The sequence below is a fragment of the Opitutus terrae PB90-1 genome (genome assembly GCF_000019965.1).
In the GTDB taxonomy this organism is placed as follows: Bacteria; Verrucomicrobiota; Verrucomicrobiia; order Opitutales; family Opitutaceae; genus Opitutus; species Opitutus terrae.
The window spans coordinates 2,641,371-2,661,296 of sequence record NC_010571.1; the positions used below are offsets into that span (position 1 = coordinate 2,641,371).

Here is a 19,926-nt window from a genome sequence, read left to right on the forward strand (position 1 = left end):
TCGGCTAGCTTATAGCTTTCCGCCTACCGCTTATTGCTTCCGCGATTCTGACCTTCCGCGCGGTCGGCTCTCGCCACCGCCGATCGGGTCGGTTTTCCTCCTGCATCCCCCATGAATCTGGTTGAGCAGGTCCGGCTCGCGGGCGTCGTCGGCGCAGGCGGCGGCGGATTTCCGGCGCACATCAAACTCGCCGGCAAGGCAGACGTGGTCATCGCCAACGGCGCCGAATGCGAGCCGCTTCTGCACAAGGACGCGGCGGTGATGGAGCGCAATGCGCGGGATCTGGTGACTGGGCTGCAGCTGGCGATGGAGGCGGTCGGTGCGACGACTGGGATCGTTGGCCTGAAGGCGAAGAACCAGCACGCGCAGGAGGCGGTCACAGAGGCGTGCCGCGGCACGACGATTCGCATTCACCTGCTGGGCGATTACTACCCGGCGGGCGATGAATACGATCTTGTCTATACGACCACCGGTCGCTTGATCCCACCGGCGGGCATCCCGCTTAACGTCGGCGCAGTGGTCAGCAACGTCGAAACCCTCGTCAACATCGCCGCGGCCGCGGAAGGCCGACCGGTCACGCACAAGACGCTGACGATCGCCGGCGCGGTGGCGGCGCCCGCCACGCTGACAGTGCCGCTGGGCACTACGCTGCGCGCGTGCCTCGACGCGGCCGGCGGGCCGACGGTGCTCGATCCCGTGCTCTGCATTGGCGGGATGATGATGGGCGAGACCACGACCGATCTGGATCGGCCGGTGACGAAGACCACGGGCGGCGTGATCGTGCTCCCGCGCAGCCATCGCATCATCCAGCGAAAGCTGAAGCCCGCGACGTTGCAGCACGCCATCGGCAAGTCGGCCTGCGACCAGTGCCGTTACTGCACCGAATACTGTCCGCGCTTCCTGCTCGGCTATGCGGTGGAGCCGCACCAGGTGATGCGTTCGCTCGCGTTCACGGCGACCGGCGCCGCGCACTGGAACGACTGGGCCGCGTTGTGCTGCGCGTGCGGGCTGTGCACGCTCTACGCGTGTCCGGAGGAGCTTTTCCCCAAGGAGGCCTGTGATCAGGCCAAGGTCGAAATGCGGCGCGCAAATGTAAAATGGTCCGGCCCGGCGACGGTGAAGCCACATCCGATGCGCGAGGGGCGCCGCGTCCCAATCAAGACGCTGATGCGCAAGCTGCATATTTCCGACTACGAGCATCCGGCGCCGTGGCGCGCGACGCAGATTTCCCCGAGCCGGCTGGTGATCGCGTTGAAGCAAAGCGCCGGATCGCCGTGCCAGCCGTGCGTGCGCGCGGGCGACGCCGTGGCCGCCGGACAGATGCTCGGCAACGTTCCTGAGAAAGCGTTGGGAGCGGCGATCCACGCGCCACTCACCGGAACGGTGACGGAGATCACGCCGAATCACATCCTTCTCCAGGTCTCCCCAAAACCATGAGCGCAGAAAAATCCGTCGGGTTGATCGAACTCTCGAGTGTGGCCGCCGGCTATCTCGTGGCCGACACGGTGCTGAAAGCGGGCAACGTGAAGCTCTACCTGTCGCGCAGCATCTGCTCGGGCAAGTACATGGTGGTGATCGCCGGCGATGCCGCAGGCGTGGAGAGCGCGATCCGCGCCGGCGCGGAGGCGGCGGAGGGTTGCCTGATTGACAGCTTCGTGATTGCGCAGATTCACCCCGACGTGCTCACGGCGCTGGGACGCACGCAGGTCGCGCCGCCGAATGGCGCGCTGGGGATCGTGGAATCTTTCAACGTCGCCACATTGCTGCGTGCGGCCGACGCCATGGCGAAGAGCTCAAATGTCACGCTGCTCGAAGTGCGGCTGGCGATGGCGCTGGGCGGGAAGGCGTTTGTCACGCTGACCGGGGACGTCGCCTCGGTGCAAGCCGCCGTGAATGTCGGTCGTGCGGTCGTCGGTGAAGCGGGAATGCTGGTGAACGCGGTGGTGATCTCGCGGCCACATCCGGATATCTTGCGGGAGATGGTGTGACGGAGCGGAGAGTTTAGAGCTGAGAGTCCAGAGGGAGGCTAGAGCTGAGAGCGGGGAAGGAGTTGAGAGTTGAGGGTTGAGAGTTGAGATCGGAGGAAAGTTGAGCGTTGAGGGTTGAGAGTTGAGAGGATGGACGGGCCTTGTCGTAGCGGGGCTCGATGAGCCCGGCGATGGAGCCGCGACGCCCTCGTCGCGGCCAAACCGCCAGCGAGCGCAACCCGACGCGACGAGGGCGTCGCGTCCCCACGGGAGCAGAAATCCGAAGCAAGCACCAAGAGCGAAGCACCAAACCGAGCCGATCCATCGAATGCTGGTCTGGCTGGTTTGTGCTTTGAGTTTGTTTCGAACTTCGAATTTCGGATTTCTTAGTTCCGCGCGAAGCGCGGCGTCTTTTCGCTTCTCTTTCCACGGCGGGTGAATTCCGTGGAGCGATGGAAGTGATTTTTCTCGGCACCGGGACCTCCCAAGGCGTGCCGATGATCGGCTGCGATTGCGCGGTGTGCCGCTCGCCCGATCCCCGCAACAAACGTACCCGCACCTCCGTGCACGTGGTGATGGATGGACTGCACGTGCAGGTCGACGCCGCGCCGGAGTTCCGGCTGCAATGTCTCGCGTGCGACATCCGCTGGGTCGATTTCTTCATCCTCACGCATGGTCACGCGGATCACATCACGGGGATGGACGACTTGCGCCGTTTTTGTGACCTGCTCGGCGAGCGGGCGCTGGATGTTTATACGACGGACGAGGGCATGAGCCGCACGCTGTCGCTTTTCCCTTACGCGGTGGCGGAACGGCCGATCGCGCGGGGTTATGCGGCGTTCAAGCTGGCGCTGATGCCGCCGAAGCGCGATCTGCCGCAGGGCACGATCGAGTCGACCTTGCTGCCGCACGGCCGGCTCAACACGCTCGGGCTCGTCTTCACCGAGCGCAGCAGCGGCCGGAAGTTCGTTTACTACACCGACTGCAAAACGGTTCCACCGGAGGCGATCGCGCTGGCGCGCGGTGCCGACGTCGTGGTGCTCGATGGTCTGCGTACGGATCCGCATCCGTCGCACATGAGCATCCCGGAAGCGATCGCGGTGGCGCAGGAAATCGGGGCGAAGCAGACGTGGCTGACGCATCTGACGCATCTCAACGATCACGCGATCACCGAGGCTGAATTGCCGGCGGGCATCCGACTCGCCTACGACGGACTGCGGCTCACGATCTGAGCGGACACGCGGCGGTCTGCTCAGGGATCTCGATTTCTGACATGGGCGAGAGGCTCGCCACGTGGCACGGGCGTCCCGCCCGTGATCTGCGGGCAAAACGATCGAGTTTGGGTACTTTCTGCCGAAATCCTGCGATTGCGTTGGCGGCAAGAATTTTGCACTCTCGCCGCTCCATGAGACCGTGGTTCAGCTCGGTCGCTCGCCGGCTCGCACTCGGCGCGAGCCTCGGCGTCGTTGCACTGACGGTGATCCCGAACCTCTCCTGTGCCGCCCGATCGGTCTCAGTTGCCGAGACGGAGTCGCTGCGAAGGCTGGAACTCCTCCGCGTGGAAATCGCGCGGCATGATGATTTGTATTTTCGGAAGGCGCAGCCGGAGATCTCCGACGCGGACTACGATGCGCTGAAGCAGGAGCTGCGGGAATTGGAGAGCCGTTTCGGCCGCAGGGTGCCACGCGACCCGGCAGCGCTGCGCGACATGGGAGATGACCGGGTCTCGGGATTTCCGAAAGCGCGGCATCGGATGCGTATGCTGAGTCTGGAGAAGACCACGACCGAGTCAGGCGTGCGCGCGTTCGATCAGGCTCTGCGTCGCCTGGTGAAACCACCGGCCGAAATCGCATATGTCGTGGAGCCGAAATTCGACGGGCTCGCGATCAGCGCCACCTACGAGGAGGGACGGCTGGTGCGCCTCGTGACGCGCGGCAACGGCGAAGAAGGGGATGATGTGACGGCGGCCGCGGGTCGGATTCGGACCCTGCCGCCAAGGCTCGCGGGCGCGGCGTGGCCGCGGGTCGTGGAAGTGCGCGGTGAGGTTTTTCTGACCTTTGCCGAATTTGAACGGATCAATCGTGGACGGCGCGAAAACGGGCGTCCCACCTTCTCGAGTCCGCGCAACCTCGCGGTCGGTACGCTCAAGTCGCTCGAGCCCGAAGATCGCGAGGTACGCCAGCTCGATGTCGTCTTTTTCGGGCTCGGCGCGATCGACGGACACGCGGCGCCGGCGAGCCAAACGCAGTTGTTGGAGTGGATCGCGCAATGGGGATTGCCGTCGGTCGAGGACGCACGCCGGGTGGACTCGATCGACGACGCATGGCGGGCGGTGCAGGAGCTCGGCGGCCGTCGCAGCCATCTCGCTTTCCCGATCGACGGCGCGGTGATCAAGCTCGACGACGCGGTCGGTCAGACGGCCGCTGGCGTGTCCGAGGTCGCGCCGCGCTGGGCGATCGCGTTCAAATACGCGCCGGCGCGAGTGGGCACGCGCGTTCGCGGCGTCGCGCTGCAGGTGGGCCGCACGGGCGTGATCACGCCGGTGGCGGAATTGGAACCGGTTGCACTCGCCGGCGCGAGGATCACGCGGGCGACGCTGCACAATGCCAGCGAGATGGAGCGAAGCGACCTGCGCGTGGGCGATTTCGTGTGGATCGAGCGAATGGGAGAAATCATTCCCGCGGTGGTCGCCGTGGACACGGCCCAGCGGGGCACGGTGAGTGCGCCGTTTGTTTTCCCTCGCGATTGCCCCGGCTGCGGTGCCTTGCTCGTGCGCGCGCTTGACGACGCAAACTGGCGCTGCACCAACGACGACTGCCCCGCGCGGCAGGTGCGCAAGGTGGAGCACTACGTTTCGGACGAGGGCGTGGGGATTCGCGGCCTTGGGGCGGCGAGTGTGGAGGCGCTGGTGCGGAGCCAACGCGTCCGCGAAATTCCCGACCTTTATACGCTCACGGCCGCAGAGGTGACGGCACACACACGGTTGTCTGCCGCACAAGCGGCGCGTGTCGTCGACGCGATTCAGCGGTCCAGAAAGGCGCCGTTGCGGCGGGTGATCGCGGGATTGGGTCTGCCCGGCATCGGTCCTGCCGGAGCGAATGCGCTCGGGGCGCGGTTTGCCGATCTGCCCCAGTTTGCGGCGGCCCGGGAATCCGACTTGCAGCAAGTCGAAGGGCTCCGTCCCGAATCGGTGCGCGCGCTGGCGACTGCTCTCAGTGCGGAACGCACGCAACAGCTGCTGGCGAGACTCGCGGCGGCGGGCGTCGGCGCGCAATCCGCCACCGCCGATGCTGGAACGCTTGCGGGCAAAGAGGTGGTGTTCACCGGCACGCTGCCGACGCTTTCTCGACGCCGCGCGACGGAGCTGGTCGAGGAAGCCGGTGGACGCGTGGCAGACCGTGTCACGGCGGCGACCTGGCGCCTCGTCGCGGGCCGGAACCCGGCATCGAAGCTGCACCAGGCGACCGCGCTGGGCGTCCCGGTGATCGAAGAGGCCGAGCTCCTGAGGCTCGCCGAGGCAGCGCCCGAGTAACTCCCGGACGCGCCATCGAGTCGGTTCCGGAAGCGGCAAGGATTTCCAGAAAAGGGGCTTGCCTTAATCCCTACCAACTTAATCTACATTCGGCGTTGGAACAATGAAGCTTTCGAAAAAAGGCGAATACGCGCTCCGCTCCCTGATCAACCTCGGCATTGCCGCCGAGATGGGGCGGAAGCTCGTGCAGGTGTCCGAGCTGGCGGACTACGAGCAGCTCCCGGTCAAGTTTCTCGAGCAGATCATGCAGGCGCTCAAGGACGAGGGGTTCGTTGTAAGCGTGCGCGGAAAGTTCGGTGGCTATCGGCTCGCGAAGCCGGCGAAGCAGATTCTCATTGGCCAGGTTGTTCGCCTGATCGACGGCCCGCTGGCACCCATCGGCTGCGTCAGTCAGACGGCCTACGTGCCGTGCACCTGCCCGGATGAGACGCACTGCGGGTTGCGGATGCTGATGCTCGACGTGCGCAACGCCATCGCGAACATCCTCGACCGCTACTCGCTCGCCGACGTCGTGGAGGTCACGCTGCGCAAACTGCGCCGCGATCAGATCCCGGCGCCGTTTTCGCCGGAAACCGACGCCGCCACGCACGTCCCGAATCGTTTGCCGGCGCGCTACGCCCGCAAGGCCGCGCAGCGCCACGACCGTCCGCGCCTCACCGAGGCAGACGGCGTGCTCCATCAGCTCCTCGGCGACTACACCATTTGATCTTGGCGATCCCCGCTTCGAACCGACGCATCCCTTTCTCCTTCGCGGACCGACCAGACCACCGGAGTCTTCCCCAACCCTCTCACGACCTGCCTCTCCCATGAGAACCTTCCGCTTGTTTCTTTCCGTTGCCGCGCTCATCGCGGTGACGCAGTTCGGATCCACTCGCTCGCTTGCCGCTTCCTCCTCGGACGAAATCGAGGCGCTGCGTGAACAGATCCGGCAGCTGGATCAGAAGCTCCGAGCCCTGGAGCGCAAACAAGAGCTGCGCGACGAAGCCGCGGCGACCGCAGCCAAGCCGCCGGTCGTCACCGCGGCGGCGAGCGGATTCGGGTTCGCGGCCGCTGACAAGGCGTTCGAGCTCCGGATTCGCGGACTCTTCCAGTTCGACGCGCGCTTCTTCCTCGATGACGGCGCGCCCAACCGCGACCAGTTCCTGTTGCGCCGGATCCGCACGCCGCTGACCGGCACGGTCGCGGGAATCTATGAGTTCAACATCACGCCCGAGTTGGGTGGCGGCACCAACAGCTCCACCACGGTGGCGCTGTGGGACGCGTTTGTCGCGGCGCGCTTCTCGCCGGCGTTCGGCGTGCGGTTCGGAAAATTTCCTTCGGCGGTCGGGCTCGAGCCCGGTTCCAATCGGCACTTCATCGAATCGCCCTTCGTGAATTCGCTCCTGCCGAACCGCGATCTGGGCGTGGAGTTTTTTGGCACCCTGACCGACGGGCTCATCGACTACCGATTGGGCGTGGTGGTCGGCGTGCCGAACAACACCACGAATTTTGGCGGAGCGAGTCCGGACCTGAACGATGGCGATCGCACGCTCGCGGGCCGGATTACCCTCCATCCGTTCACGCAGCTGAAAGACAGCCCGTTCGCGAAGCTCTCACTTGGCGTCGGGTTCAGCCATGGCAACGAGCAGGGCGTCGCGGGAGCCAATCTTTCGAACGGCCTCTCCAACGTGACCAGCCAGGCTCAGCAACTGATCTTCAACTACGGGCCGACGCTCTACGCGGCCGGCACCCACACGCGGATCAGCCCGAGCGCTGAGTGGTATCCGGGGACGCCCTTCAGCGCGGTGGCGGAGTACGCGCATGAGGAGCAGGACATCGCTGTCGATGCGACCGGGCTCACCCGCACGTTCGAGAACACCGCCTGGCGCGCGACGGTCGGTTACGTGCTCACCGGCGAGGAAGCGACCAAGTCCGGCGTGAACCCGAAAACCGCCTTTAGCGTCGGCGACGGCGGGTGGGGCGCATTCGAAGTCGTCGCCCGCGTGAGCGGACTCGATCTCGACAGCGCGCTCACGCGGCCGGTCGCGGCGGGTGGCGCCGGGCTGAGCCGAAACAACAACGTGAAGAGCGCCTTCGCCTACGGGCTGGGGCTGAACTGGTATCTCAACCGCAGCGCGCGGTTCCTCATCAATCTGGAAAACACGGAATACGAGGGCGCGAAAACACCCACGGCGGCGATCGGCGCCCGCGACGACGAACTGGTGTTCATCACCCGCGCGCAGCTGACGTTCTAACCCGGACTCGCATTGCCATGAAAATTTCCCCGCTTCTGACCCTGCTCGCAGCCGCTGTCGTCGCCACGACGGTTTCCGCGAAAACCGTCAAGCTGCTCAACGTGTCGTATGATCCGACGCGCGAGCTCTACGTCGAATTCAACAAGGCGTTCGCCGAGTATTGGAAGGCGAAGACCGGCGACGACGTGGTCGTCAAACAATCCCATGGCGGCTCGGGCAAGCAGGCCCGCTCGGTGATCGACGGACTCGAGGCCGACGTCGTCACGCTCGCGCTCGCCGGTGACGTCGATGCGCTGCATCGCAATGCCAAACTGATTCCGGCGGATTGGCAGCAGCGGCTGCCGCACAATTCCGCGCCCTACACGAGCACGATCGTGTTCCTCGTGCGCAAGGGGAACCCGAAGGCGATCAAGGACTGGGACGATTTGGTGAAGCCCGGCGTTGCAGTGATCACGCCGAATCCGAAGACCTCCGGCGGCGCGCAGTGGAACTATCTCGCCGCCTGGGAGTACGCACGGCGCAAGTTCGGCAGCGAGGCGGCGGCGAAGGAGTTCGTCGCGAAGCTTTATCGCAACGTACCGGTGCTCGATTCGGGCGCGCGCGGCGCTACGACGACCTTCGTGCAGCGCGGCATCGGCGACGTGTTCATCTCGTGGGAAAACGAGGCGTTCCTCGCGCTCAACGAATTCGGTCGTGGCGATTTCGAGCTGGTGGTGCCGTCGCTGAGCATTCTCGCCGAGCCGACCGTCGCGGTCGTGGATCGCTTCGCCCAGCACAAGGGCAACGAAGCCGTGGCCCAAGCCTACCTCGAATATCTCTACAGCGAGCAGGGGCAGGACATCGTTGGACGGCACTACTACCGCCCGGTGGCCGAGGCGGCGAAGGCCAAATACGCCGGCCGCTTCCCGAAGATCGAATTGTTCACGATTGCCGACGCGTTCGGCGGCTGGACCAAAGCCAAGCAGGTCCATTTCGCCGACGGCGGCACGTTTGATCAGATCTACGCGCGTTAGGCCGGTCATGGTCGCAACCGAACAGATCCCGATGGTTTACCCGCACACGTTGCGCCGGCTCTACTGGCCGTTCGTTTCGCTCGCCGAGGCGTGCCCGGCGGTGATCGGAACGGATCCGGGATCGTTTCGCTTGGGCGCACGGCGCTACACGATTCCTCGGTTCACCTTTCTGGGACCGACGACCAACGTGCCCCAGAAACGGATCGGAGTGTTCGCGCTGCTGCACGGCGATGAGCCGGCCGGTGCGCTGGCGCTGCTGAACCTGCTGACCACGCTCGTGGCCGACCCACAGCTGGCGAGCGGCTATGACCTGGTGACGTATCCGCTCTGCAATCCGACGGGCTACGAGGACGGCACGCGCCACAACCGCGCGGGTCTCGACCTCAACCGGCTCTTCTGGACCGGATCGAGCCAGCCGGAGGTGCAGATCCTCGAGCGCGAATTGCGCGAGCAGGCCTTCGACGGACTGATTGCACTCCACGCCGACGATACGAGTGAAGGGCTGTATGGCTATGCACATGGCCGCGAGCTCAACGAGGACCTGCTCGTGCCGGCGTTGCGCGCGTCCGAGCGCGTGATCCCCTGCAATCACGACCCGCTGATCGACGGGTTCAGCGCGTGCGCCGGTGTGATCAACGACTGCTTCAAAGGTGTTCTGCGCCCCGCGCCCGAACAGCGGCCGCAGCCGTTTGAGATCATCTTTGAAACGCCCGGCCGCGCCTCACTTGAGCTGCAGGCACAGGCAGCCGAACTGGCGGTGCTCAGCATCCTGGCGGAATACCGCCGGTTCATTTCCTACGCCCAGGATCTCTGATGTCCACCGTCGCCCGCACGTCCCGTTCGGTTTTGCCCGGCTTCGGTCTGTCGCTCGGGTTCACCCTGGCGTACCTCGGGCTCATCGTCCTCATCCCGCTCTCGGCGGCGTTCATCCGCACGGCCGGGATGAGTTGGAGCGATTTCGTGGCGGCGGTGGCGTCGCCGCGCGTGCTGGCGTCGTATCGGTTGAGCTTCGGGGCGTCGTTCGCGGCCGCGGCGGTCAACGCCGTGTTCGGACTGATCCTCGCGTGGGTGCTCGTGCGCTATCGTTTCCCCGGCCGGCGCATCGTCGACGCGCTCGTGGATTTGCCGTTCGCCCTGCCCACCGCGGTGGCGGGCATCGCGCTGACCACGATCTATTCACCCAACGGCTGGGTGGGACAGTGGCTCGAGCCGCATGGAATCAAGGTCGCGTTCACGCAATTCGGCGTGTTTGTCGCGCTGACGTTCGTGGGGCTGCCGTTCGTCGTGCGCACGCTGCAGCCCGTGCTGGAGGAACTCGAGCCGGAGATCGAGGAGGCCTCCGCCAGCCTCGGGGCGAACCGCTGGCAGACGATCGTGCGCGTGCTCCTGCCGGAGTTGCTGCCCGCGCTGCTCACCGGTTTCGCGCTGTCGTTTGCGCGCGCGTTGGGCGAATACGGTTCGGTGGTCTTCATCTCGGGCAACATGCCGATGAAGACCGAGATCGTGCCGCTGCTGATCATCACGAAGCTCGAGCAATACGACTATCGCGGCGCCACCGCGATCGCGGTCGTGATGCTCATCATCTCGTTCCTGATGCTGCTCGTGATCAACCTGCTTCAGAAATGGAGCCGCCGCTATCACCGGATTTAAAGAAGTAACAAGGCACAAGGGCCAAGTAACAAGAACGCCAGCGTCATGAAGATCACCAACCGAGTTGCAGGCCGGCGCAAGGATCGGGCGCTTGCTACTTGATCCTTGTTACCTGGCTCTTCCCTCAAACATGTCCTCCGCCATCGCCAGTTCTCTCGCTAGTCGCCCCGCCGCTGGTCCGGCGCCGCGTGCGACCAACGATCCGCGATGGGCCCGCTGGCTGCTGACCGGCGTGGCGCTGCTCTTCGTCACGTGCTTCCTGCTCCTGCCGCTGGGGGCGGTGTTCACCGAGGCGTTGCGGCGCGGCGTGGGCGCCTATTTCGCCGCATTCAGCGATTCGGATGCGCTGGCGGCGATCCGGCTTACGCTGCTCACGGCGGCGATTGCGGTGCCGGCGAACCTGGTGTTCGGCGTCGCGGCGGCATGGGCGATCACCAAATTCCAGTTCCGCGGCAAGAGCCTGTTGACGACGCTCATCGACCTGCCATTCGCCATCTCCCCGGTGATCTCCGGCTTGATCTACGTGCTCGTCTTCGGGCTGCAGGGCTGGCTCGGACCCTGGCTGCAGGAGCACGATCTGAAGATCATCTTTGCCGTGCCGGGCATCGTGCTCGCCACGATCTTCGTGACCTTTCCGTTCGTCGCGCGGGAGTTGATTCCGTTGATGCAGGCGCAGGGCGCGGACGAAGAATACGCGGCCATCACGCTCGGCGCGAACGGCTGGCAGACGTTCTGGCGCGTGACGTTGCCCAACATCAAATGGGGACTGCTCTACGGTGTGATCCTCTGCAACGCCCGGGCGATGGGCGAATTCGGCGCGGTCTCGGTGGTCAGCGGCCACATCCGAGGCGAGACGAACACGATGCCGCTGCACGTCGAGATTCTCTACAACGAGTATGATTTCGTCGGCGCGTTCGCGGTCGCCTCGCTGCTGGCGCTGCTGGCGATCGTCACGCTCGTGCTGAAAGCGTTTATCGAATGGCGGCACGCGGCGAGCCGACCGTGAACATCGAACCTCGATGACCAGCCTGAACACAAAATCTCCAACGACGTTCGCGCAGCGATGAGCATTCAAGTTTCCAACATCCGCAAAAAATTCGGCGGGTTCACCGCGCTCGACGGCGTGGACCTAACCGTCCCGCGGGGCAAGCTGGTCGCGCTGCTCGGGCCCTCCGGCTCGGGCAAGACCACGCTGCTGCGCATCATCGCCGGACTCGAGCAGGCGGACGAGGGCAGCGGCCGGATCCAGTTTCACGGCGAGGACGTGACGCATGTCCCGGCGGGCAAGCGCCGCGTCGGCTTCGTGTTTCAGCACTACGCGTTGTTCCGGCACATGAGCGTGTTTGAAAACATCGCGTTCGGACTGAAAGTGCGGCCCCGCAAGCTCCGGCCCAAGAACAACGAAATCGCCGACCGCGTCCACCGGCTGCTCAAACTCGTGCAGCTGGAAGGGCTCGAAGCCCGCTATCCTTCCCAGCTTTCCGGCGGGCAGCGGCAGCGCGTCGCGCTGGCCCGGGCACTGGCGGTCGAGCCCAAGGTGCTCCTGCTCGACGAGCCGTTCGGCGCGCTCGACGCGAAGGTGCGCAAGGAACTGCGGCGCTGGCTGCGTCGGTTTCACGAGGAGATTCATCTCACCACCGTGTTCGTGACGCACGACCAGGAGGAGGCGCTGGAGATCGCCGACGAGGTCGTGATCATGAACAATGCGCGGGTGGAGCAGGTCGGCACGCCGCAGCAGGTCTACGATCATCCCGCGACGCCGTTCGTGTATCAATTTCTCGGCAACGTGAACGTGCTGCGAGCGCAGGCCCTGGCCGAGGCGCAGGGGCCGCGGCGGCCGGAGGGCGCACTCGAGGCGGATGGGCTGGTTTACGTCCGGCCACACGATATCGTCGTGTCGCTGGACGCGCCCGGTGCAGCCGGACTGCCGGTGGTGATCCGCCATGTGCATGCGGCCGGCCCGCAGGCGCGATTGACGTTGGAAAACGTGCACACCCGCGAGCCGCTCGAGGCGGAGATTTCCCGGCTGGAGCTGGAAACGCTCGGCTTGCGGGTGAACGATCTGGTCCGCGTGCAGCTGCGGCAGGGGCACTCATTCGAGTCGGATTACGCGATCTGAGCCGTACGATGACGCCACCTGCTCCAAGCTCGCTTCGCGCACGACCAGCAAAGGTGGAACCCGCCGTCCCCGGCGGGTTGTCGTCGCGCGGAGCACGCGCGACCGTCCGAAACCCGATCAGCCCGGCGGGGAGGCCGGGCTCCACCAGCGCGGCGGCGTCACAGCGGCCAGATCCGCGGAATCACGAGGACGGCGGTGACGAAGCACAGCACGTTCAGCGGAATCCCGATCCGCAAGAAATCGCCGAACCGGTAGCCGCCCACGCCGTAGACGTAGGTGTTGGTCTGATAGCCGATCGGGGTGGAGAACGCGGCCGACGCGGCGAACATCACCGCCACCACGAAGGGTTGGGGATTGACGTGCAGCGCGACGGCCACGCCGATCGCGATCGGTGCCATGAGCGCGGCGACGGCGTTGTTGGAAAGGATTTCGGTGAACACCGCCGTGACCAGATAGATGCAGGCAAGCATCACGATCGCACGGTGATCCAGCGGGACGACGTAGTTGACGAAGCTGACGATGTTATGGGCCACGTAGGCGGCGGCGCCGGTGTGCTCCATCGCGTGGCCCATGGCCAGCATGCCGAAAATGAGGAACAGGATGTTCCACTCGATCGCGTGGTAGGCGTCGCGGGGTTTGATGCAACCGGTGGCGCAAAGCAGGACGGCGCCGGCGAGCGCGCCGAGTTCGATGGGCACCCAGTTGAGCGACGCCGTGGCGATGATCGCTCCCACGACCGCCATGGCGAGAGGCAGCCGTTTGTTCATGGCGCGGGCGGGCAGCGGTGCCTGGTCGAACAGGATGATGTCCTGCCCCGCGCGCAGCGCTTGGATGGCGGGGTCGGTGCCCATCATCAGCAGCACATCGCCCGCGCGCAACGGGGTGGAGTCGAGTTGCTCGCGGAGGTTCAACCCCTGGCGATGAATCGCGAGGACGACCATGCGGAACCGCTGGCGGAACTTGAGTTCGCGCAGGGTGCGGCCCACCAACTCCGACGCGGGTGCGAGTACGCCCTCGACGATCGAGCCTTCGTGCGCGGCGATCTGCTCGAGGCCGACGTTCAGTTCGGAAATGAGGTCGACGCCGGCAATCCCGCGCGTGTGAACGATGCCTTTGGGCCGGCAGGCGAGGAGCAGCCGGTCGCCCGCCTCCAGCCGCAGCCGCGGCGTTTCGAGCGAGATCGGTATGCCGTCGCGCACCAGTTCCAACACGCGAATGCCGCGGCGGTGGGTGAGTCCCGCCTCGGCGATCGTCTTGCCCGGCACGGCGGAGCCCGGCTGCACGAAGGCCTCAGTGATGTATTCGCGCCGCTCTTCGCTGCTGAGGATCGAGGTCAGCATCTCGCGATCGGGCAAGAGTCGGCGGCCGACAATAGCGAGGTACACGGCGGCGGTGAGCAGCGTCGGTATACCGAGCCAGGCCAGCTCGAACATCCGGATCGAGGGCAGGCCCTTGGCGACCGCGATGCTGTTGACGATCAGGTTGGTGCTGGTGCCGATGAGCGTGCACGTGCCGCCGAGAATGGCCGCGTAGGAGAGCGGGATCAGGAGTTTCGAGGGCGACAGCTGCATGCGCCGGGCGAGGCCCAGCACCACCGGCAGGAAGACGACGACGACCGGCGTGTTGTTCACGAAGGCCGAGATCGCGCCGACGACCAGCACCAGCAGGCCGACGACCACGCCGTAATACCAGCCGGCCGAACGCTCGATGAGCGTGAAGAAGAGATCGATCGCGCCGCATTTTACCAGGGCCGCACTCAGCACGAACATCGCGCCGATGGTGATCGGCGCCGGATTGGCGAACACGCTGAAGGCTTTCTCCATCGGCAGCAGCCGCGTCGCGATCAGCACGACGAGCAGCGCGAGGGCCGTCAGGTCCGGCGGGAATTTTTCCCGCATGAAGCTCGCCAGCGTGGCGGCGAGCAGCACGAATACGAGGGCGATCTGCCACGTCATCGCTGCGCAGTGAAAGGACTTCCCCGCGGCACGCCCAGAGGAAAAGCGCGTCGCCGCGCGGGATTTGCCCGTTTGCGAGCCGGCGGATTATGCCACAATTTGCACCCGCATTTCCGGCGGCGCGCCCTTTGATTTGTTTTTCATCCAACCCCCCACAAGACCATGGCCAAGATCCATAACGACATCACGGAAACGATCGGTAACACGCCCCTCGTGCGGTTGAATCGCACGGCGGCCGCGCACGGCGCGCAGGCGGAGATTCTCCTGAAGCTCGAATTCTTCAATCCGCTCTCGAGCGTGAAGGACCGCATCGGCTTCGCGATGATCGATGACGCGCTGAAAGCGGGCAAGATCACGCAGAAATCGGTGCTGATCGAGCCGACGAGCGGCAATACGGGCATCGCGCTGGCGTTCGTCGCCGCGGCGAAGGGACTGAAGCTGATCCTGACCATGCCGGAAACGATGAGCACGGAGCGGCGCAAGCTGCTCAAGGTGCTCGGCGCGCGCTTGGTGCTGACCGAGGGCGCGAAGGGCATGAAAGGCGCCATCGCCAAGGCCGAGGAACTCGCCAGCAAGATCCCGGGCGCGGTCATCCTCCAGCAGTTTTCCAATCCGTCCAATCCGGCGATTCACCGCAAGACCACGGCCGAGGAGATCTGGCGCGACACCGACGGCAAGGTGGACTTCATCGTGTCCGGCATCGGCACGGGTGGCACGATCACCGGCCTCGGCGAGGTGCTCAAGCCGCGCAAGCCGTCGCTCAAGATCATCGCCGTCGAGCCCGATGCGTCGGCCGTGCTCTCCGGCGGCCAGCCGGGACCGCACAAGCTGCAGGGTCTCGGCGCCGGGTTCATCCCCGCGGTGCTGAACACGAAGATCTACGATGAGGTGATTCGCGTGAAGGAGTCCGATTCCGCGCCGGTTTCGAAGCAGGTGAACCAGCTTGACGGAATTCCGATCGGCATTTCGTCAGGAGCGGCGGTGTGGGCGGCGATCCAGCTCGCGAAACGACCGGAAAACAAGGGCAAGCAGATCGTGGCGATCATGCCCTCGAGCAGCGAGCGGTATCTGTCAACGTGGCTGTTTGCGGATGTGAACACCGAGAGCGACTCGATCGACGACCTCCTCGCGCCGGCGACGACGTAAACCCGGGCGACAGTTCACGCGCAGCAGCTTCCCAAGTAGCCGGGCTCGTTGAGCCCGGCTGTTTTGTTGCGACGTCTCGAGACCAGAGGACGACTGATCTCGCGAAGCGAACCTGCAGCTGTAGAGGCAGCTGGCTGCCTCCCTACGTTCTGTATCGGCGCTCGCTCAGTGCGCCAGCCGCGACTGCGCAGCGGGCGGCGAGACATTCGTGCGCTCGCCAGCGGCATACCAGCGCCAGAAGCAGACGGCGATCGCGCCGAGCGCCACCGCCATCCCGACGAGCTTCATGCTGGAACCGGCGAGAAGCTGGTCATCGGCGGCCGAAAAGCCGGGAAGAATGCGCGGGGCGTACTCGTAGGTCGCGTAGAGCACATCCTGCGAGAAAGTCACGTAGGCGAAGATCGGCGTCATCAGGATCTCCACCGCGAGGAAATAGAGAATCAGCGTTCCGGGCCGTCGGGGCGGCAAAACCGCGGAAGGACTCAGCATCGGCCACCAGTAGAGCAGCGCGGCGCCGAAAAACATCAGGTGCTCCAGCACGTGGATCGTTTTGTGGCGGAGCGCGAGGTCGTAGAGCGCGGGCAGGTGCCACACCGAAATAGTGAGCGAGTAGAGAATAGTGCAGGAGATGGGATGCACGAGCAGGCGCCACACGCTTTGCCGCCTTGGTGTCGCGAGCAGCGGGTCCACCATCCAGGTCGGCAGACCAAGCAGAACGAGGATTGCAGCAGGATAGACCAGCAGTTGGTGCTGCAGCATGTGCGCCGAAAACAGGAAGCGCTCACCGATCTGGTCCAACGGTGAACCGACCGCTAGATAAAAAATGACCAGTCCCGAATAGAACCGCCACGCCGCGCCGCGCGGAAAAGATTCACCGGGCGCCAGGCGCGCGCGCAGCGGGCCAGCGCAGATCGCCCAGAGCCAGCCGACGAGAATCAGCCCGCCGATCAGGTACGGCTCATTGTGCCAGTGGCGCCAGTCGATCATCGGGATCGGTCATCCGGCTGGGAGCCTGTCGTCCCGGCGGGCTGATGGGAGAAGGGTGCGTGCCAGCGCGCCAGGGGCGGCGCGCTCCACCGAAAAACGCCACGCTGCGAAGTCGCGTTCACGAACTCGCCGCGGCTTCGGCCGCCGGCGGCTCAGCCGGTTCGGCCGAGAGGGGGCGGCTGTCCTCGATGCCGAAGAGCATCAGCAGCGCCCACACCGTGCCGGTGGCCAGGATCAGCCCGATGAAAAACAGGATCGTGCAGAACGCTTTGTCCCACCGCAGGTGCATGAAGTAGAAAATGACGAACAGGAACTTCACCAGCGAGAGCAGCACGAGCGTCGCGACGATGAGCCATTTGGAGAATGGGAGCCCGATCGCGACGATCTCCACGCCCGTGATCACCGCGAGCAACATCGCGATCTGCACGTAGGCCCAGAACTTGTTTTCGCCGGCGTGCTCGCGCGGTTCGGTGGGAATTGAAATGGCAGGGGTGCTCATGCGGGGACGGAAATCGGGAATCGGAGTGCGGGGATCGGAGATCGAGATCGGGGCAACGGTGATCAGAGGTATTCGAGCAGGTAGACCGCGGTGAAGATCACGATCCAGACGATGTCGACGAAGTGCCAGTAGAGGCCCATCGACTCGACATCGATCGCCTCCTTCTGCGTGACGCGGCCCGTGAAGGAATAGAGATACATCGACATCAGCCAGATCACGCCGATGAGCACGTGGAGGCCGTGGGTGCCGGTCAGCGTGTAGAAGGTCGAGCCGAGGATGCTGCCGGTGATCGTGAGCCCCTTCTCATGCACGAAGTGCGTGAATTCGTACACCTGGCAGCCGAGGAAGATTGCGCCGAAGAACGCGGTCGTGAGCAGCGAGAAGCGCATGCTGCGAACGTTGCCCTTCTGAATCGCATTCACCGCCAGCGCCATCATCAGCGACGACATCAGCAGGATGAACGTCGAAAACGACGTGAGCGGGAGATCGAAGATCTCCTTCGGGCTGGGCGTGCCCGCCGGCGGATAGAGCCGGTAGATGAGATGCGATGCGATCAGCGTGCCGAAGAACATGCAGTCCGACGCGAGGAAGGCCCACATGAGGAGCTTCTTGTTGGGAATGCCCGTCGACGTGGTGACGTCCTGATGGTGATCGATGGCGCCGGCGTGAGTGCTCATGGGCGAAAAGCGAGGGTCGGAGATCGGGAAACGGAGATCGGAGTTCGGGAACGGGAGAAAGGGAGGGCGCTGGCGCGATCGGGGGACCGCGTCAGCGCCGCGTGCCTCAATGCACGGTGTCGGGTGTGGGAGCGTCGGTCTGAGTGGATTCGTCGGCGACGACGTTGCCGTCTTTGTCGACGTGAAGATGGTAACCGTCGGAGCCCTCGAGCGCCCAGAGATAGATGCCGGCGAGCATGATCACGCCGCCGACGATCGCGATCAGCAGCTTGTGCTGGCCGGCGTTCGAATCGAGTCCGCTCACGGCGAAGGCACCGATCAGGATGCCGAGGCTGGTGATGAAAGGATAGATCGACTGGTGCGGCATGTGGATGCCGCCGTGCGCCTCCTCGGCCTGGGCGTGTTCGGACTTTTCGCGCGCGATCTCGTCGCGATGATGTTTTTCATACCAGAACGCATCGCGGGCGTGGACGGTCGGCGTGACCGCATAGTTGTATTCCGGCGGCGGGGTGGGCAGCGACCATTCGAGCGTGCGGCCATCCCACGGATCGCGGCCGACGCGTTCGCCCTTGAGGTAGGTGTACACCATCACGCCGAAGTAGATCGCGACGCCGAGGCCGAGGATGATCGCGCCGACGCTCGAGACGAAGTTGCCGGCATTCCAACCCATGTTCCCATCGTAGGTGAACGTGCGCCGCGGCATGCCGTTCAGCCCGAGGAAGTGCATCGGGAAGAAGGTGACGTTGAAGCCAACGAAGATGACCCAGAACGAGAGCTTGCCCCAGAACTCGCTGACCTTGCGGCCGAACATCAGCGGGAACCAGTAGTGGATGCCGGCGAGCAGTGCGAACAGCGAGCCGCCAATCAGCACGTAGTGGAAGTGGGCGACGACGAAATAGCTGTCCTGCTGCTGGGCGTCGTGCGGCGCGGCGGCGTGCATCACGCCGGAGAAGCCGCCGATCATGAACATCCAGATGAAGCCGAGCGCGAACATCATCGGCGTGCGCATCTGCAGGTGTCCGTTCCAGATCGTGCCGATCCAGTTGAAGATCTTCACGCCGGTCGGGACGGCGATCGCCATCGTCGCGAGCGCGAACGCAGCCGTCGCCACCGTGCCCATGCCGGTGGTGAACATGTGGTGACTCCACACGCCGAAACCGAGGAAGCCGATGGCCGCGCCCGAGAAGACGACGATTGGATAGCCGAAGAGCGGCTTGCGGGAGAACGTCGGCAGGATTTCTGACACGATCCCCATCGCGGGCAGGATCAGGATGTAGACCTCCGGGTGGCCGAAGATCCAGAACAGGTGCTGCCACAGGATGGGCATGCCGCCGTTCGAAACCTCGAAGAAGTTCGTGCCGAACTGGCGGTCCATCATCAGCTCGACCAGCGCGATGGTGATGGCGGGGAACGAGAGGATGATGAGGAACGACGTGATCAGCGTCATCCACGTGAACACCGGCACCCGCATCATCGTGAGACCGGGCGCGCGCAGGTTGATGATCGTGACGATGAAGTTCAGCGCGGCGGCGATGGAGGCAACGCCGAGGAGCTGCAGGCCCATCACCCAGAAATCCACCGAGTTTTGCGGAATAAAATTGCGCGACGTCAGCGGCGCGTAGCCGAACCAGCCGGCGTTGGGCGCGCCATCGGGCAGGAACCAGCCGATGTTCACGATGATGGCGCCGGCGACGAAGGTCCAAAGCGAGAAGGCGTTGAGCCGCGGGAAAGCCACGTCGCGCGCGCCGATTTGCAGCGGCATGATGAAATTGAAGAACGCGGCGCCGATCGGCATGACGGCGAGGAAGATCATCGTCGTGCCGTGCATCGTGAACATCGTGTTGTACTGCTGCGCCGTCAGCAGATCGTTGTTCGGAAACATCAGCTGCAGACGGATCAGCAGCGCCTCGAAGCCGCCCACGAGGAAGAAGAACAGCCCGAAGAAGCCGTAGAGGAAACCAATCCGCTTGTGATCGACGGTCGTGAGCCAGCTCATCAGCCCGGTCTTCGCGGTGGGGCGCCAGAAAACGAGCGGCTTGGCGGGAGCCTTGGGTTGAGTGGCAATGAAGGGCGACTTGACGGTGGCGTCCATGTGGCGGGAAAGGTGGGTGGGAGCGGGGAAGGGAGCCGGGGGGCGAGGTGGGCCG

At 64.8% G+C, this 19,926-nt stretch carries 17 protein-coding genes; 12 read left to right on the forward strand and 5 right to left on the reverse strand.

The genetic code is table 11. From position 1 onward, the window contains the following. Positions 1 to 111 precede the first annotated feature (111 nt). The 11 genes from OTER_RS10395 to OTER_RS10445 all read left to right on the forward strand — a co-directional run bounded on the left by OTER_RS10395 (position 112) and on the right by OTER_RS10445 (position 12,515). Positions 112 to 1,437 (forward strand): 4Fe-4S dicluster domain-containing protein, encoded by a 1,326-nt coding sequence (locus OTER_RS10395; RefSeq protein ID WP_012374875.1) that lies wholly within the window; start codon positions 112 to 114, stop codon positions 1,435 to 1,437. Further along, the gene (locus tag OTER_RS10400; RefSeq protein WP_012374876.1) at positions 1,434 to 1,988 is read left to right on the forward strand and encodes a BMC domain-containing protein; all 555 of its coding nucleotides are present in this window, start codon (positions 1,434 to 1,436) and stop codon (positions 1,986 to 1,988) included. Before OTER_RS10395 ends, OTER_RS10400 begins: the two co-directional genes overlap by 4 nt. A gap of 431 nt (positions 1,989 to 2,419) precedes the next feature. Then, positions 2,420 to 3,199 carry an MBL fold metallo-hydrolase gene (locus OTER_RS10405; RefSeq protein WP_012374877.1) on the forward strand — a complete coding sequence of 260 codons (780 nt, stop codon included), beginning with the start codon at positions 2,420 to 2,422 and terminating at the stop codon, positions 3,197 to 3,199. Positions 3,200 to 3,372: 173 nt separating this feature from the next. After that, entirely contained in the window at positions 3,373 to 5,499 is a 2,127-nt protein-coding gene (gene ligA / locus OTER_RS10410; RefSeq protein WP_012374878.1) for an NAD-dependent DNA ligase LigA, read from the forward strand. Positions 5,500 to 5,602: 103 nt separating this feature from the next. Beyond that, entirely contained in the window at positions 5,603 to 6,205 is a 603-nt protein-coding gene (locus OTER_RS10415) for an RrF2 family transcriptional regulator (protein WP_012374879.1), read from the forward strand. Between the two features lie 100 nt (positions 6,206 to 6,305). Beyond that, positions 6,306 to 7,733, forward strand: a complete 1,428-nt coding sequence (locus tag OTER_RS10420) for an OprO/OprP family phosphate-selective porin (RefSeq protein ID WP_012374880.1) — start codon at positions 6,306 to 6,308, stop codon at positions 7,731 to 7,733. A gap of 17 nt (positions 7,734 to 7,750) precedes the next feature. After that, positions 7,751 to 8,746, forward strand: coding sequence for a sulfate ABC transporter substrate-binding protein (locus OTER_RS10425; RefSeq protein WP_012374881.1), 996 nt, complete (start codon positions 7,751 to 7,753; stop codon positions 8,744 to 8,746). Between the two features lie 7 nt (positions 8,747 to 8,753). Continuing rightward, a complete protein-coding gene (locus OTER_RS10430; RefSeq protein ID WP_012374882.1) occupies positions 8,754 to 9,560 on the forward strand; it encodes a M14 family metallopeptidase in 807 nt (268 codons plus the stop codon). Beyond that, on the forward strand, positions 9,560 to 10,396 hold the full coding sequence (gene cysT, locus OTER_RS10435) for a sulfate ABC transporter permease subunit CysT (RefSeq protein ID WP_012374883.1): 837 nt from the start codon (positions 9,560 to 9,562) through the stop codon (positions 10,394 to 10,396). The genes OTER_RS10430 and cysT overlap by 1 nt, the downstream gene beginning before the upstream one ends. 130 nt (positions 10,397 to 10,526) lie before the next feature. Then, entirely contained in the window at positions 10,527 to 11,402 is an 876-nt protein-coding gene (gene cysW / locus OTER_RS10440) for a sulfate ABC transporter permease subunit CysW (protein ID WP_012374884.1), read from the forward strand. Positions 11,403 to 11,459: 57 nt separating this feature from the next. Continuing rightward, positions 11,460 to 12,515, forward strand: coding sequence for a sulfate/molybdate ABC transporter ATP-binding protein (locus OTER_RS10445; RefSeq protein ID WP_012374885.1), 1,056 nt, complete (start codon positions 11,460 to 11,462; stop codon positions 12,513 to 12,515). A gap of 158 nt (positions 12,516 to 12,673) precedes the next feature. Here the strand turns inward: OTER_RS10445 and OTER_RS10450 are convergent, their stop codons facing one another. After that, a complete protein-coding gene (locus OTER_RS10450; RefSeq protein ID WP_012374886.1) occupies positions 12,674 to 14,470 on the reverse strand; it encodes a sodium:proton antiporter in 1,797 nt (598 codons plus the stop codon). Positions 14,471 to 14,632: 162 nt separating this feature from the next. Between OTER_RS10450 and cysK the strand changes: the two genes are divergently transcribed. Then, positions 14,633 to 15,616 (forward strand): cysteine synthase A, encoded by a 984-nt coding sequence (gene cysK / locus OTER_RS10455; protein ID WP_012374887.1) that lies wholly within the window; start codon positions 14,633 to 14,635, stop codon positions 15,614 to 15,616. 165 nt (positions 15,617 to 15,781) lie between these two features. Here the strand turns inward: cysK and OTER_RS10460 are convergent, their stop codons facing one another. The 4 genes from OTER_RS10460 to ctaD all read right to left on the reverse strand — a co-directional run bounded on the left by OTER_RS10460 (position 15,782) and on the right by ctaD (position 19,871). Then, positions 15,782 to 16,603: a cytochrome c oxidase assembly protein gene (locus OTER_RS10460; RefSeq protein WP_012374888.1), complete on the reverse strand. Its 822-nt coding sequence runs from the start codon at positions 16,601 to 16,603 to the stop codon at positions 15,782 to 15,784. Positions 16,604 to 16,721: 118 nt separating this feature from the next. Next, on the reverse strand, positions 16,722 to 17,102 hold the full coding sequence (locus OTER_RS10465) for a cytochrome C oxidase subunit IV family protein (protein ID WP_012374889.1): 381 nt from the start codon (positions 17,100 to 17,102) through the stop codon (positions 16,722 to 16,724). 62 nt (positions 17,103 to 17,164) lie between these two features. Further along, positions 17,165 to 17,779 carry a cytochrome c oxidase subunit 3 gene (locus tag OTER_RS10470; RefSeq protein WP_012374890.1) on the reverse strand — a complete coding sequence of 205 codons (615 nt, stop codon included), beginning with the start codon at positions 17,777 to 17,779 and terminating at the stop codon, positions 17,165 to 17,167. A gap of 106 nt (positions 17,780 to 17,885) precedes the next feature. Continuing rightward, on the reverse strand, positions 17,886 to 19,871 hold the full coding sequence (ctaD, locus tag OTER_RS10475) for a cytochrome c oxidase subunit I (RefSeq protein WP_012374891.1): 1,986 nt from the start codon (positions 19,869 to 19,871) through the stop codon (positions 17,886 to 17,888). Between the last annotated feature and the right edge of the window lie 55 nt (positions 19,872 to 19,926).

What these genes read in the sequence shown, in the direction of transcription:
- OTER_RS10395 (WP_012374875.1), top strand. Translation starts at nt 112, where the DNA reads ATGAATCTGGTTGAGCAGGTCCGGCTCGCGGGCGTCGTCGGCGCAGGC.
- OTER_RS10445 (WP_012374885.1), top strand. Translation starts at nt 11,460, where the DNA reads ATGAGCATTCAAGTTTCCAACATCCGCAAAAAATTCGGCGGGTTCACC.
- cysT (WP_012374883.1), top strand. Translation starts at nt 9,560, where the DNA reads ATGTCCACCGTCGCCCGCACGTCCCGTTCGGTTTTGCCCGGCTTCGGT.
- ligA (WP_012374878.1), top strand. Translation starts at nt 3,373, where the DNA reads ATGAGACCGTGGTTCAGCTCGGTCGCTCGCCGGCTCGCACTCGGCGCG.
- OTER_RS10400 (WP_012374876.1), top strand. Translation starts at nt 1,434, where the DNA reads ATGAGCGCAGAAAAATCCGTCGGGTTGATCGAACTCTCGAGTGTGGCC.
- OTER_RS10465 (WP_012374889.1), bottom strand. Translation starts at nt 17,102, where the DNA reads ATGAGCACCCCTGCCATTTCAATTCCCACCGAACCGCGCGAGCACGCC.
- OTER_RS10450 (WP_012374886.1), bottom strand. Translation starts at nt 14,470, where the DNA reads ATGACGTGGCAGATCGCCCTCGTATTCGTGCTGCTCGCCGCCACGCTG.
- cysK (WP_012374887.1), top strand. Translation starts at nt 14,633, where the DNA reads ATGGCCAAGATCCATAACGACATCACGGAAACGATCGGTAACACGCCC.
- OTER_RS10470 (WP_012374890.1), bottom strand. Translation starts at nt 17,779, where the DNA reads ATGAGCACTCACGCCGGCGCCATCGATCACCATCAGGACGTCACCACG.
- OTER_RS10405 (WP_012374877.1), top strand. Translation starts at nt 2,420, where the DNA reads ATGGAAGTGATTTTTCTCGGCACCGGGACCTCCCAAGGCGTGCCGATG.
- OTER_RS10460 (WP_012374888.1), bottom strand. Translation starts at nt 16,603, where the DNA reads ATGATCGACTGGCGCCACTGGCACAATGAGCCGTACCTGATCGGCGGG.
- OTER_RS10430 (WP_012374882.1), top strand. Translation starts at nt 8,754, where the DNA reads ATGGTCGCAACCGAACAGATCCCGATGGTTTACCCGCACACGTTGCGC.
- cysW (WP_012374884.1), top strand. Translation starts at nt 10,527, where the DNA reads ATGTCCTCCGCCATCGCCAGTTCTCTCGCTAGTCGCCCCGCCGCTGGT.
- OTER_RS10415 (WP_012374879.1), top strand. Translation starts at nt 5,603, where the DNA reads ATGAAGCTTTCGAAAAAAGGCGAATACGCGCTCCGCTCCCTGATCAAC.
- OTER_RS10420 (WP_012374880.1), top strand. Translation starts at nt 6,306, where the DNA reads ATGAGAACCTTCCGCTTGTTTCTTTCCGTTGCCGCGCTCATCGCGGTG.
- OTER_RS10425 (WP_012374881.1), top strand. Translation starts at nt 7,751, where the DNA reads ATGAAAATTTCCCCGCTTCTGACCCTGCTCGCAGCCGCTGTCGTCGCC.
- ctaD (WP_012374891.1), bottom strand. Translation starts at nt 19,871, where the DNA reads ATGGACGCCACCGTCAAGTCGCCCTTCATTGCCACTCAACCCAAGGCT.